Source organism: Aggregatibacter kilianii (genome assembly GCF_003129965.1).
Taxonomy (GTDB): Bacteria; Pseudomonadota; Gammaproteobacteria; order Enterobacterales; family Pasteurellaceae; genus Aggregatibacter; species Aggregatibacter kilianii_A.
Genome location: NZ_NRCJ01000005.1, coordinates 1 through 13,939 on the forward strand (window position 1 = coordinate 1; position 13,939 = coordinate 13,939).

12 protein-coding genes and 1 rRNA gene are annotated in these 13,939 nt (G+C 48.7%); 4 read left to right on the forward strand and 9 right to left on the reverse strand.

Going from position 1 to position 13,939, the window contains the following annotated elements:
- Positions 1 to 101, forward strand: a 5S ribosomal RNA gene (gene rrf, locus DK430_RS04410); the annotation flags it as partial.
- 171 nt (positions 102 to 272) lie between these two features.
- Here the strand turns inward: rrf and mutS are convergent.
- Both mutS and srmB read right to left on the reverse strand, forming a co-directional pair.
- Entirely contained in the window at positions 273 to 2,954 is a 2,682-nt protein-coding gene (mutS, locus tag DK430_RS04415) for a DNA mismatch repair protein MutS (protein WP_109077903.1), read from the reverse strand.
- A 9-nt stretch (positions 2,955 to 2,963) separates the two neighbouring features.
- Positions 2,964 to 4,295, reverse strand: a complete 1,332-nt coding sequence (gene srmB, locus DK430_RS04420; protein WP_109077904.1) for an ATP-dependent RNA helicase SrmB — start codon at positions 4,293 to 4,295, stop codon at positions 2,964 to 2,966.
- 89 nt (positions 4,296 to 4,384) lie between these two features.
- Between srmB and DK430_RS04425 the strand changes: the two genes are divergently transcribed.
- Positions 4,385 to 5,092: a tRNA1(Val) (adenine(37)-N6)-methyltransferase gene (locus DK430_RS04425; protein WP_109077905.1), complete on the forward strand. Its 708-nt coding sequence runs from the start codon at positions 4,385 to 4,387 to the stop codon at positions 5,090 to 5,092.
- A gap of 76 nt (positions 5,093 to 5,168) precedes the next feature.
- On the opposite strand, the gene pnuC is transcribed toward DK430_RS04425, so the two are convergent.
- Positions 5,169 to 5,858 carry a nicotinamide riboside transporter PnuC gene (gene pnuC, locus DK430_RS04430; RefSeq protein ID WP_109077906.1) on the reverse strand — a complete coding sequence of 230 codons (690 nt, stop codon included), beginning with the start codon at positions 5,856 to 5,858 and terminating at the stop codon, positions 5,169 to 5,171.
- Positions 5,859 to 6,050: 192 nt separating this feature from the next.
- Between pnuC and rapA the strand changes: the two genes are divergently transcribed.
- Both rapA and rluA read left to right on the forward strand, forming a co-directional pair.
- The gene (gene rapA, locus DK430_RS04435; protein WP_109077907.1) at positions 6,051 to 8,909 is read left to right on the forward strand and encodes an RNA polymerase-associated protein RapA; all 2,859 of its coding nucleotides are present in this window, start codon (positions 6,051 to 6,053) and stop codon (positions 8,907 to 8,909) included.
- A 2-nt stretch (positions 8,910 to 8,911) separates the two neighbouring features.
- On the forward strand, positions 8,912 to 9,571 hold the full coding sequence (rluA, locus tag DK430_RS04440; RefSeq protein WP_109077908.1) for a bifunctional tRNA pseudouridine(32) synthase/23S rRNA pseudouridine(746) synthase RluA: 660 nt from the start codon (positions 8,912 to 8,914) through the stop codon (positions 9,569 to 9,571).
- 147 nt (positions 9,572 to 9,718) lie between these two features.
- Here the strand turns inward: rluA and DK430_RS04445 are convergent, their stop codons facing one another.
- From DK430_RS04445 to DK430_RS04470, 6 genes are all read right to left on the reverse strand, one after another.
- Entirely contained in the window at positions 9,719 to 10,006 is a 288-nt protein-coding gene (locus DK430_RS04445) for a YMGG-like glycine zipper-containing protein (RefSeq protein WP_109077909.1), read from the reverse strand.
- Between the two features lie 289 nt (positions 10,007 to 10,295).
- On the reverse strand, positions 10,296 to 11,477 hold the full coding sequence (gene purT / locus DK430_RS04450) for a formate-dependent phosphoribosylglycinamide formyltransferase (RefSeq protein ID WP_109077910.1): 1,182 nt from the start codon (positions 11,475 to 11,477) through the stop codon (positions 10,296 to 10,298).
- Positions 11,478 to 11,487: 10 nt separating this feature from the next.
- Complete coding sequence (luxS, locus tag DK430_RS04455) at positions 11,488 to 11,994, reverse strand: S-ribosylhomocysteine lyase (RefSeq protein WP_109077911.1); 507 nt, start codon at positions 11,992 to 11,994, stop codon at positions 11,488 to 11,490.
- Positions 11,995 to 12,206: 212 nt separating this feature from the next.
- Complete coding sequence (locus DK430_RS04460; RefSeq protein WP_109078057.1) at positions 12,207 to 12,692, reverse strand: YqaA family protein; 486 nt, start codon at positions 12,690 to 12,692, stop codon at positions 12,207 to 12,209.
- Positions 12,692 to 13,300: a sugar O-acetyltransferase gene (locus DK430_RS04465; protein WP_109077912.1), complete on the reverse strand. Its 609-nt coding sequence runs from the start codon at positions 13,298 to 13,300 to the stop codon at positions 12,692 to 12,694. Before DK430_RS04465 ends, DK430_RS04460 begins: the two co-directional genes overlap by 1 nt.
- Positions 13,300 to 13,902 (reverse strand): beta-phosphoglucomutase family hydrolase, encoded by a 603-nt coding sequence (locus DK430_RS04470; protein ID WP_109077913.1) that lies wholly within the window; start codon positions 13,900 to 13,902, stop codon positions 13,300 to 13,302. Before DK430_RS04470 ends, DK430_RS04465 begins: the two co-directional genes overlap by 1 nt.
- Positions 13,903 to 13,939: the final 37 nt, after the last annotated feature.

Genomic DNA, 13,939 nt, shown 5'->3' on the forward strand with positions numbered 1-13,939 from the left:
GCGGTGGGCCCACCTGACTCCATACCGAACTCAGAAGTGAAACGCCGTAATGCCGATGGTAGTGTGGGGTATCCCCATGTGAGAGTAGGTCACCGCCAAGCCTAATTGAAAAGCAACCCCTGATGTGGAAACACGTCGGGGGTTTTTGGTTTTTTAGGCATAGGGTTTTTAGATTAAATAAAAGGTATGATAAACAGCGTAAAAACAAGAACAAAACACAAGCAAAAACCGCACTTAAGTGAATAAAAGTGCGGTCCGTTTTTAAAATGTTTTTAGTGTTTCACCATTTTTTTTAGCTGATACAAATACGCCAATGCCTGTTTTGGGCTTAATTCATCAGGATCTAATTCCTGCAACATATGCAACAGCATATCCTGCTTTTCATCTTCTTCATTATCAAAAGCTAATTCGCCTTGGCGTTGATTGAGCAAACGCAGATCTTGAATTTGCTGATTCGTATTTTGATGTGACAATTTTTCCAATTGAGCCAATTTTTGTTTTGCTAATTTGATCACTTGCTGTGGCACCCCGGCTAACGCGGCGACCGCTAAGCCGTAACTTTTGCTCGCGGCGCCGTTTTGCACGGCATGCATAAACGCTATCGTGTCATTATGTTCTATGGCGTCTAAATGAATGTTGCCGATACCGTTGACCTGTTCCGGCAGTACGGTGAGCTCAAAATAGTGCGTGGCAAATAAGGTTAACGAGCGAATTTTCTTCGCCAACCACTCTGCACTCGCCCAAGCAAGTGATAAACCGTCGTAGGTGGATGTCCCACGTCCGATTTCATCGATGAGGACTAGGCTTTTCTCGGTTGCCTGATGCAAAATATTTGCCATTTCCGTCATTTCGACCATAAAGGTGGAGCGACCGGAAGCCAAATCATCGGAGGCGCCGATACGGGTAAAAATACGATCAATCGGCCCGATTACGGCGCTGTCCGCCGGCACGAAACTGCCCATGTAAGCCATCAAGGTAATCAACGCGGTTTGTCGCATATAGGTGCTTTTACCGCCCATATTCGGTCCGGTAATGATAAGAAAATGCTGCTGCTCGGTAAGCACCGTCGGATTGGCGATAAACGGCTCTTTTAACACTTGTTCGACTACCGGATGACGCCCATTTTGAATGTGAATGCCCGCTTGTTCCGAGAAGCTTGGTGCCACATAATTCAAGCTTTCCGCCCGTTCGGCAAGATTGGTGAGCACGTCCAATTCGGCTAATGCCAGACCGGCGAGTTGTAGTCCGCCTAAGTGCGGTAATAATTGGTCGAAAATTTCATCGTATAACTGTTTTTCCAGCGCCAACGAAGCCCCTTTCGCTTTCAGCACCTTATCTTCATAAGTTTTCAGTTCGGGAATAATATAGCGTTCGGCATTTTTCAGGGTTTGCCGGCGCACATAATGAATCGGTGCTTTATGCGCCTGCCCTTGACTGATTTGAATGTAATAACCGTGCACGGCATTAAAGCCGATTTTCAACGTATCAATGCCAGTGTTTTCCCGCTCCCGCTGCTCCAAATCTTCCAGATAACGAGTAGCGCCGTCGGCAAGCTCGCGCCATTCATCCAATTCCGCATGGTAGCCCGGTGCAATGACACCGCCGTCACGAATTAAGACCGGCGGGTTTTCAATAATTGCCCGTTGTAAGAGCTCAAATTGCTCCGAAAAATCACCTAATTGCTGATAAAGTGCGGTCACAAAATCCAACGGATTTTGAACGTTGGCTTTGCCAACGGCCCCATTGGGGCGAACAATCGAATTTGATTCGATTGTGAGTAATTTTTCGGATGTTTTTTCTGCCAGCAGATGTTTAATATAAGGAATCTGTTCCAATGCAGTGCGTAAACGGGTTAAGTCTCGCGGACGTGCCGTGCGCAACGCCACGCGCGCCAGAATACGTTCCATGTCGCCCACTTGTTGCAAATAAGGCTGCAAATCCGCCACTAAATCTTGTTCTAAAATCGCGCTGATCGCTTGTTGCCGCTGCGTGAGTTTCATCACATCGCAAATCGGCTGATGAATCCAGCGTTTGAGCAGGCGGCTGCCCATCGGCGTAACACATTTATCCAACACTGCCGCCAGCGTATTTTCCGTGCCGCCTGCCAGATTTTGGGTGAGTTCCAGATTACGTCGGGTTGCCGCATCAAGCTGAATGTTTTCGCTGTGTTGAATCAGGTGAATGCTTTGAATATGCGGCAACGTGCTGCGCTGAGTTTCGCGTGCGTATTGCAATAAACAACCGGCGGCGCATAAGCCCAGAATCGCTTTTTCCACGCCGAACCCGCGTAAATCTTTGGTGTTGAACTGATGACAAAGCTGTTGAATGGCGGTTTTCAGCTCGAATTCCCAAATGGGACGACGGCGTAAACCTTTGGCGTGTTCAATCAAATGAAAGTCGGCAAAATCTTCGCAATAAAGCAATTCCACCGGCGCAATGCGTTGTAATTCCGTTTGTAAATCCGCTTGGGATTGCGGTTCGGACAACTGAAAACGACCTGAGGTCATATCCAGCGTTGCCAAACCGAAGTGGTCTTTTTCCTGATATACGGCGGCAATGAGGTTGTCCTGACGTTCCGGTAACAAGGCTTCATCACTTACCGTGCCCGGCGTAACAATGCGCACGATTTGGCGTTCGACAGGGCCTTTCGCCGTATTTGGATCGCCGATTTGTTCGCAAATTGCCACGGATTCGCCCAGTTGCACCAGCTTTGCCAAATGGCCTTCTACGGCATGATAAGGCACGCCTGCCATGGGAATCGGCTGCCCTGCGGATTGTCCGCGCTTGGTCAATGAAATATCCAACAGCGCGGAGGCGCGTTTCGCATCGTCGTAAAACAGTTCGTAAAAGTCGCCCATGCGATAAAACAACAAAATATCTGGGTTCTCCGCTTTGAGTTGCAGATATTGTTTCATCATCGGTGTATGCTGTTCGAAATTTTCTTTTGACATCATCTTGTTATCTTATTTTGCGGTTTCCGTAGCGGCAGTTGCGCTTGGTTTGCGGCGTTTGCCGATATTTTTACGATCCTGGTGGCGTTGTTTGATTTTTTTCTCCGCTTTCTTTTGCGCTTCGCGTTTTTCCTGCTTCTTCGCTTTTTGTTTTTTGCTGACGGTTTTGATTTCACCGTCTTTAGGCGCTTTCGTGCGAGGCTCCAAACCTTCAATCACGCGGGCTTTCAGGATTTCGCCGGTATAACGTTTGATTTTGCCGAGCAGGCGATAATCGTGCGCTTCCACGAAAGACACTGCAGTGCCCTTTTTGCCGGCGCGTGCGGTGCGTCCGATGCGGTGCAGATAAGTATCGGCGCTGTACGGCAAATCGAAATTCATAATGTGACTGACGTCATCAATATCAATGCCGCGCGCGGAGACGTCCGTAGAGACCAACACCGCGACCACGCCGCTTTTCAGTTTATCTATGGCATTGTTACGTTGGGTTTGCGCCATTTCGCCTTCCAGATAGGTGCTACGAATGCCGCGTTTACGCAGATTTTCCGCCAATTCGCGCACATCTTCACGACGGCGGACAAACACAATGCCTTTGCTCACTTGTTCCTGCTCAATGAAACGTGCCAATAACTTGAATTTATGTTCGTTGCTGTCCGCATGATAGTACCATTGCTGAATTTTCTTGCGTTCGCGACGGCTCGGTTCCGCATCGATTTTTACCGGCTCGTTTAACGTGCGGGCGGCGAAATCTTCCAATAACTCGCCTTCCAGCGTCGCCGAGAACAATAGGGTTTGCTTACGCCAACGGGTTTCCGCCGCGATCTTCTCCGCATCCTGCCCGAAGCCCATTTGCAGCATTCTGTCCGCTTCATCAAAAATCAGAATTTCTACCGCGCGGCAATCGAAATTTTCTTCTTTAATGTATTGCAACAAACGCCCCGGCGTTGCAACTACAATATCCTGATTTTTATTGAAAATTTCCCCGTGATTTTGATATGCTACGCCGCCCGTAATGGTAGCGATGCTGAGTTTGGTGAAACAGGCAAGTGCTTTCGCCTGTTCTGCCACCTGCATGGCAAGCTCACGGGTTGGCGTCAACACCAACACGCGCGGCGCACCCGGTTTACGGCGCGGATAATCCAGCAAATGCTGAATCGCCGGCAGTAAAAACGCCGCCGTTTTGCCGGTGCCGGTGGGCGCGGAACCCAGCACATCGTCGCCTTCCATTGCCGCCGGAATGGTTTCCTGCTGAATGGCGGTCGGGCGTTGGTAGCCTTTTTTTTGAAGTGCGTTGAGTAATTCGGGCGCGAGATCAAAATCTGCAAATTGGATGAGGTTTGTCATTGGTATTTGTCGTTCATTAGCATTAAAATTGCGCCGAATTATACCGCACTTTGCCTTTAAAGTGCGGTCATTTTTGACGGTGTTTTTTAATGAGTAAGACGGGTTTTCGGTTTAAACAATTTCGGGTGAATCACGATCGCTGTGCCATGAAAGTGGGCACGGACGGCATTTTATTGGGCGCATGGGCGGATGTGGCACAGGCAAAACGGCTGTTGGATTTAGGCTGTGGCAGCGGGCTTATCGCGTTGATGTTGGCGCAACGCAGCGCGCCCGAAAGCCGAATTTGCGCGGTGGAAATCGATCCTGCCGCCGCACAACAAGCGGGTGAAAATGTCTCGGCGTCACCCTGGAAGAATAAAATTCAGGTGTATCAACAGGATATTGCCGCTTTTTGTACGCAAACCGAAGAACGCTTTGATGTGATTGTCGCCAATCCGCCTTATTTCTACGCGGGCGTCGATTGCCGCAACGAGGAACGCAATACTGCCCGTTATTTGAGCGCCCAAACCCATTTGCATTGGTTAGAAAGCGCTGCTTCTTGCTTGGTGCCGGAGGGTAAAATCAGTTTTGTATTGCCTTTTGAGGCGGGCGAAACGCTGCTAAAAAGCACCGCACTTTATTGTGTCGAGCGTTGCGATGTGATCACCAAGCAAGGCAAAGCGCCACAGCGCATTTTGCTGTCTTTTGCCAAACAACCGCAAACCTTGCGGCATAGCGAGCTGGTCATTTACGACGAACAGAATCGCTATCACGCGGATTTTGTGGCGTTGACGCGGGCGTTTTATTTGGCGTTTTGAAAATGTTAAAAAAGATGACCGCACTTTTGTATGAGTAGCAAAAGTGCGGTCGGTTGTTGATGTGAATTTCAGGCTATCAACCTTGTTTCGCCAGTTTCGTCCAGTTGTAATAACCGTATAGCGAGTTGAGCAAATAGGCACTGTACATCAGATACATTGCCGGCGTTTCCGCCCACAAGGCGATGGACAAAATGTTTAGCAAAATCCACAGTAGCCATTGTTCGCGATAGCGTAAAATCATCAATAATTGGGCGGCGACGGTGATGATGGTAGTTAAGCCGTCCAAGCCGGTGGAACTGCCGCCTGCCGCATTCAGCGCCTGTACGAATAACAGCGTGCCGATGCCAACCGTGGTGGCGAGGACAATCCAGCCCTGTAAGGTCAATGATTTGGTGATAACGCTTTCGCCTCCGCTACTTTCCTGCTGCATGTGGGTTTTCCACATGAAATAGCCGATAAATTGCGCAGGAATGTAAACGTAGAGTACGGTGTTCATTTCGCCGATGAAATTCGAGCCCCAAGCCACATAAAAATAGGTGTAGGCAAAAATTAGTCCGAAGAAGTAGTTACTGATTTTCCCTTTACTGACAAACACTACGCAAATGACGCCCGCAATGCCGGAAATCATGGCTAATGGGGATTGTGGGTCTAAAACAAAAGCAATAATTTGCGCAACGACAAACAGCAGTAGCCAAAAAACCTCAAAGGGTTTCCAGTCGGAAAAGAGTTCCTGTTTGACTTTGTGTAAAAGTTGTTCCGAATTCATACTCACCTCGCTTATGACATAAAGTGCGGTCATCTTAGAAAGTATTTTTAAAAATGTAAAGGATTTGCTACGTTTTTGTGGGGTAGATCACAAAATTTTGGTAAATTTGATATTCACAAAAAATGAATAGCGCGTTTATTTTTCAAGCGAACGCCGCTAAAATAGCGCCTTTTTACGAACAGAGAGAACATCATGACTTTTGCGGTTGGGCAGCGTTGGATCAGTGAAACGGAAAATCATCTGGGGTTGGGCAGAATTGCGGCGATTGAAAATCGCCAACTTGTGATTGATTTTCCGGCGGCGCAGGAACAGCGCATCTATGCCCTGCAAAATGCGCCGCTAAGCCGAGTACAATTTCGTATCGGTGATCAGATTCAACATGTGGAAGGCTGGCGCGGTGAAGTGATCAATATAATGGAAAACAATGGCTTATTGTTCTATTTGGTGCGTCAGCCGAATCAACAGGAAACCGTTGTAGCCGAAATGGCACTGGCGCATCAGATTTCCTTCAGCCGACCGCAGGAACGTTTATTTTCCGCACAAATTGACCGTAGTGAGCATTTCGCCCTGCGTTATCAAGCGCTGCAATACCAAAAAGCGCAATTTCAATCGCCGTTGCGCGGCTTGCGTGGCATTCGCGCCGGGCTGATTCCCCATCAGTTGCATATTGCCAACGAGGCTGGGCAGCGCATTGCGCCTCGCGTATTATTGGCAGACGAAGTGGGGCTGGGCAAAACCATTGAAGCGGGCATGATTTTGCAGCAGCAATTATTTGCCGAAAAAGTACGGCGCGTGCTGATTATCGTGCCGGAAACCTTGCAACATCAATGGCTGGTTGAAATGTTGCGCCGTTTTAACTTGCCTTTTTCCCTGTTTGACGAAGAACGTTGCGCCGATTTTGCCGCCACCGACGAGCGTGAAGAAGTGAATCCGTTCACCATCGAATCGCTGATTATTTGTGCACTGGATTGGCTGGTGCAAACGCCGAAACGCGTACAACAAATTCTCAGCGCGGATTTTGACATGCTGATTGCCGATGAAGTGCATCATTTGGTGTATGACGAGGTGAAGCCGAGTACGGAATATCAGCTTGTGCAGCAGTTGACGCAACAGATTCCCGCCGTGCTATTGCTCACCGCCACGCCGGAACAGCTCGGGCAGCAAAGCCACTTTGCCCGTTTGAATTTGCTGGATGCCCACCGCTTCCATGACTATCAGGCATTTTTACAGGAGCAACAGAATTATCAGCCTATCGCCGAAGCAGCACAGGCGTTGTTGGCAAATCGCGCCTTAAGTGCGGTGGAAAAAAACAGTATTTCCGCGTTGCTGGGTGAGCCCATTGATTTTGAAAACGTGAATAAAGCGGCGTTAATCAAGCAGCTTATCGACCGCCACGGCACGGGGCGTTTATTGTTCCGTAATACACGCCAAAGCGTGCAGGGCTTTCCGAAACGGGTTTATCACCCCATTGCCTTGCCGTTGCCGACGCAATACGCCAATTTAGTGAAAAGCTTTACCGCTTTCGGCGGAGATCCGCTACAAATTGCCCTTTATCCTGAACATTTCATGACGGAACTGAATCCGGAGGCGGCATGGTGGGATGCTGACCCGCGTGTATCGTGGCTGATGGATTTTATTGCACAACATCGCAGAGAAAAGGTGTTGGTGATTTGCCGCTATGCGAATACGGCGATTCGATTGGAACAGATTCTGCGAGAAAAACAAGGCGTGCGCAGTGCCGTGTTCCACGAAAAAATGTCCATTGTGGAACGGGATCGGGCGGCAGCTTATTTTACCCAACAGGAAGGCGGCGCACAGGTGTTGTTGAGTTCGAGTATCGGTTCCGAAGGACGCAACTTCCAGTTCGCTAACCATTTGGTGCTGTTCAACCTGCCGGAAAATCCCGATTTGCTGGAACAATGTATCGGGCGTTTGGATCGTATCGGACAGACCCGCGATATTCAGATTTATCAGCCGTATTTCGCCGACAGCGCGCAAGCGGTGCTGGCGGATTGGTATCATTTGGGCTTAAATGCCTTCAATGAAACCTGCCCGATGGGTGCGTTGTTATTTGAGCAGTTTGACGAGGAACTGCAAAAAACGCTGGAAAATCCCACCGCACTTGAGGCACGTCAAAACGTCATTGAGCGCACTCGGGCGGAACGGTTACGCCTAAAACAACTGCTGGAACAAGGACGCGATGTGTTGTTGGAACTGAACTCCAACGGCGGCGAGCAGGCGAAACAGTTGGCACAGGCGATTGCCGCGCAAGACGGCAGCCCCGAGTTGGTGAATTTTGCCTTGAATCTGTTTGATGTCATCGGTGTGGAACAGGAAGATTTGGGCGAGCAATCCATTGTGATTACGCCCACGGGCACGATGCTTATGCCGGATTTTCCGGGGCTAAAAGAAGAAGGTGTGACGGTAACCTTCGATCGTCAACTGGCGTTGGCGCGCGAGGAATTGGAGTTTCTCACTTGGGATCACCCGATGATTTACCACGGCATTGATTTAATTGTTTCCGGCGACATCGGCAAAACGGCAGTCGCCTTGCTGGTGAATAAAAATCTGCCGGCAGGCACGCTGTTGCTGGAGCTGATTTATGTGGTGGAAAGCCAAGCGCCGCAAGGGTTACAATTAACCCGCTTTTTGCCACCGACGCCGATTCGTCTGTTATTGGATAACCGTGGCAACGATTTGGCGGCACAGGTGGCGTTTGACACATTACAACGTAAATTGAAACCGATAGATCGCAATGTAGCGAACAACGTGGTGAAAATGCTCCGTCCGAACATTGAAGCCCTCATTGCACAAGGCGAGCGTTTGGTGGTAGCGCAAAGCGAACACATTATTGCCGATGCGCAACAACAGGCGACACAGCAACTGGACGCGGAACTCAACCGCTTAATCGCCTTACAAAAAGTAAACAAAAACATTCGCGCAGAAGAAATTCTCACGTTAGAAAATCAACGCACGCAAATTTTACAGTTGCTACAACAGGCAACGTGGCGTCTGGATTGCCTGCGCGTGATCGTAACCAATAAGGAATAAACATGGCTCTGATTGAATATAATCCACCGCTGGAACCTTGGCTGGATTTGGTGTATCGCGATGATTACATCGCCGTGGTGAACAAGCCGAGCGGCTTGCTGTCGGTGCCGGGCAATCAGCCTCAATATTATGACAGTGCCATGTCGCGGGTGAAAGAAAAATACGGTTTTTGCGAACCGGCGCATCGCCTGGACATGGCGACCAGCGGCATTTTGCTGTTTGCTTTGAGCAAAGCGGCAGATCGCGAATTAAAACGCCAATTTCGCGAACGCGAACCGAAAAAATATTATCAGGCGCTGGTTTGGGGACATGTAGAGCAAGATCACGGCGTGGTGGAATTGCCGCTGATTTGCGATTGGGAAAACCGCCCGCGCCAGAAAATTTGTTTCGAACGGGGCAAAAGAGCGGTCACGTTTTACGATGTTTTACAGCGTTACCCGAATAACACCACCCGCGTCAAACTCACGCCTATTACGGGACGTTCCCACCAATTACGCCTGCATATGTTGGCGCTTGGACACCCGATTTTAGGCGACAAATTCTACTCCCATCCACAAGCTAAAGCCCTCTCTCCACGCCTTTGCCTGCACGCCGAAAGCCTGCAAATTCAACATCCAATCACGAGAGAAACCATGGAATTTACCGCGCCGGTGGGGTTTTAAGAAAAAGTGCGGTGAGAATTTCAGGCGTTTTCCCCAAAAAACTACGGAAAACTGACCGCACTTTTACCTCTCATTGGAAATAAAAAAAGCAATGAATTCACTTCATTGCTTTCGTTATCTCATTATATTGTCAAATATTTTTCCTTTTTAATCATCGTCATCATAGTAACGATGGTGATGTCTTCTGTGATGGCGGCGGCGCTCCCAACGGTCGTCGTCATCATAATCTCGATCTTTTTGGATTTGGCTACCGATGACACCGCCTAATGCGGCGCCTCCGAGTGTTGAGCCCATATCTTTGCCCAGCCAGTTACCGGCAAGACCGCCGATTGCCACACCGGCCGCGGTGTTGCGTTGCGTTCTGTCCATTTCGCAGGCAGAAACTGAAGCGACCAATGCTATAATAGTTAACCCTTTGATAAATTTAGATTTCATGAATCTACTCCTCGTTTATTAGGGATAATTAACGTTACATCGTGTAACGGAATGTAAAACATTCATGGGTGTAAAAATCGATTTATCACTTATCGGATAATCATCGTATGGCTTTTACCGACACTTTGACTGCGGAGGAAAGAAATTAGTTCAAATTTGGCGTTAGGTGGGAGGAATAACGAGTGGAGAAAATATCGTAACTGATTGTGAATTCATGTTTTTTTAAAGAAAAAGTGCGGTGTAAAAATACCGCGTTTTTACACCGCACTTTGCTTTCGATGTCGTCCGACTACAAAATTACCTCTAATTTATCGTAAGCGCGACGGGCTTTTTCCAAGGCTTTTTCGACGCTCACATCACGTGCCAAAATCACACCCAGACGGCGATGTCCGTTGACTTCGCCTTTGCCGAAAAGGCGCAAGTTGGTTTGCGGTTCGGCAAGTACTTGCGCTAGGTTGGCGAACTGTACTTGTTTGGATTTGCCTTCCACCACAATGGCTTTGGAGGCGGACGGGCTGATAAAGTCGATGGTCGGAATCGGCAAGCCCAGAATGGCACGCGCGTGCAGGGCGAATTGTGACAATTCCTGTGAAATCATGGTAACCATACCGGTGTCGTGCGGGCGCGGGGAGACTTCGTTGAAAATCACTTCATCGCCGCGTACGAACATTTCGACGCCGAAAATACCGCGTCCGCCGAGCGCGCCGGTGATTTTTTTGGCGATCTGTTGCGCTTTTTGTAATGCGCTTTCCGACATGGCTTGTGGCTGCCAGGATTCGCGGTAGTCGCCGTCAACCTGAACGTGTCCGATTGGGGCGAGGAAGGAGGTGCCGTTGATGTGACGCACAGTGAGCAGGGTGATTTCGTAATCAAACTGAATGAAACCTTCTACGATCACGCGACCTGCGCCGGCGCGTCCGCCTTGTTGTGCATAATCCCAAGCGGATTGGATTTGGTCGAGACTGCGAATAACACTTTGTCCGTGTCCGGAGGAGGACATGATCGGCTTGACCACGCACGGAACGCCGATTTTTTCCACCGCACTTTTGAAGTCTTCAAAGTTATCCACGAATGCGTAAGGTGAGGTCGGCAAGCCTAATTCTTCCGCGGCAAGACGACGAATACCTTCGCGGTTCATGGTGAGTTTGGTGGCTTTCGCCGTCGGAATGACGGTGAAGCCTTCCTGCTCTAATTCAAGCAAGGTGTCGGTGGCGATGGCTTCCACTTCCGGCACGATAAAATCCGGGCGCTCCTTTTCCACCAAGGCACGCAATGCGCCGCCGTCCAACATGGAAATGGTGTAAGCGCGGTGTGCTACTTGTTGTGCGGGCGCGTTTTCGTAGCGATCTACCGCAATCACTTCAACGCCCAGGCGTTGTAATTCAATGACAACTTCTTTGCCCAATTCGCCGGCGCCGAGCATCATGACTTTCAGCGCTTTTGGGGTTAATGGCGTGCCGATGGTGGTCATAAGTGTCTCCTTATTGTTTCAGCAGGCTTTCGTCTAAGGTTAAATCTTCGTTCTTATTGACGCCGATACCGCGATCTAACACATTTTGCGCAATTTGATGGGCTTCTTCCAAAGAATGCTCGGTGTAAGTGCCGCATTGATATTCATTGAGCTCCGGAATTTCGCTTTGTTTCTTTACATTCAGAATGTCCTGCATAGAAGCTGCCCAAGCCTGTGCTACCTGAGCTTCATTTGGAGTGCCGATGAGGGACATGTAAAAACCGGTGCGGCAACCCATCGGGGAAATGTCGATGATTTCCACCTCCTTGCCGTTTAAGTGATCGCGCATAAAACCGGCAAATAAATGTTCGAGGGTGTGAATGCCTTTCGGCGGCAGGTTTTCTTTATTAGGAAGGGTGAAACGAAGGTCGAAAACGGTGATATTGTCTCCTTTTGGAGTGCTCATGGTCTTCGCAATTCGCACCGCAGGGGCTTTCATACGGGTGTGATCGACTTTAAAACTATCAAGTAATGGCATATTTTTTCCTCAATTTTAGCTGTTTTTGATTAAAAATTAAGCGTTCGTAAATTATTTATAAATTTTTGTAAATTTCTCCGAACTTTTTCCGTTATACTATTGTCATAGATTACGAGCAACTTGCAGTTGTTTTAATAAAATTGGTTCCTTAGGTTATTCGCCTCTCTTCGGAGAGGCATTTTTTTATCCATTTTACAGGAAAACCGCGGGGTTTACAGAAAAGCCACGCCTAAAAACAACAAAAAAACATACCGCACGATTTTACCCAGCGTAATAAAAATCAGACACGCCAACCAGTTTAGCCGCAACCAGCCCGCCACCGCGCAAAATAAATCCCCGATAATCGGTAACCAGCTGAAAAATAACATGACACTACCGTAGCGTTGCGTTTTTTCCAGTGCCCAAGCCAGTTTTGCATTTTCCGGCGGTTTGTTGAAAGCGGGTAGCCATCGCCCTAAAAGATAAGTGGTCAGACTTCCTAATGCATTGCCGATAACGGCAATCCATAGCAGATATTGAATGTCTGTAGAAAAATAATCGGCACCGGTCCACAGTAGAGGGGCGGCGATGGTGAGAAAAATAATTTCAGAATTGCCGGGTAATACGGTGGAACTGAGGAAAGCGCTGGCGAACATAATCCAAAGCCGATGTTCACCGAATACGGATTGCCACCAATCCCAGCTAAAGAGATCGAGCATCATTCAATGTTCGGCAAGTAAGTGCGCAGATAATGTTCACGATCTGCCGCATTGATTTGGCGCACCACGCGGCAAGGGGAGCCCATGGCGATGGCATTGGCGGGAATATTTTTGGTGACCACGGAACCTGCGGCAATTACCGCATTATCGCCGATAGTCACGCCGCCTAAAACCACCACGTTGCCGCCAAGCCACACGTTATTGCCGATGGTAATGGGTAACGCCTGCTCCCAGCCGGCAAGGCGCAATTCGGGATCGAGGGGATGCCCCACCGTGTATAAACTCACGTTGGGCGCAAACATGACGTCATTGCCGATGGTGACCGGCGCGTTATCTAAAATTGTGCAGTGATAATTAGCGAAGAAATTTTTTCCCACTTTAATATTGCTACCGTAATCGCAATAAAAAGGCGCATTGACGTGAGTCGTTTCGTCGGCTTTACCAAACAATGCCAAAATCAACCGCACTTTTTCCGCCTTATTGCTCGGGCGGGTTAGAATATTGAAGTCATAAAGTAACTCTTTAGCCCGCAAACGCATCGCCGCCAGTTCCTCGGTGTAAGGCTGGTGGGCGAGCCCTGTGAGCATTTTGTCTTTTTCGCTTAGCATCAATTTTCTCTCAGTAGTTTATTTACGCGCACATCAAACACATCCATGCCCGCACGTAATCCCGCCTGAATGCCCAAATCGCCGTCTTCAAACACCAAACAACGTTGCGGTTTCACTTTAATCAGCTCGGCGCAGCGTAAAAAGGTATCGGGCGCAGGTTTGTGGTGTTGGATGTCTTCGGCGGTGACAATGGCGGAAAAATATTTCTCAAAATCGAATTTATCCAACAGAATCTGTGCAATGGGGCGGTAGGAGCCGGTGCCCAGTGCCAACGGTTTTTTGTTATAAAATGAGCGGACGACATTGGCGGCAGGTAACAGCGTTGCGTGCTGCATAATTAATTTTTTGCCGTATTCCCGTTTTAATTCAATCACATCATTTAATTTATCTAATGGCATGGCATGACGTTTCATCATTTCTAAAGCGATAGCCCCCACTGTTGCGCCGCCCATTTCATATAACAAATTGCCGTCAAACGGATAGCCAAAATGCTGACCCACCATTTCCCACGCTTTGGCGTGGCTTGGCATGGTGTCAATTACCGTGCCGTCCATGTCAAAAATTAAACCGTCATATTGGTTTATTACATCATTATCTAACATATTGCCTTCCGCATTGTCTTAGTTACAACAAGTAAGG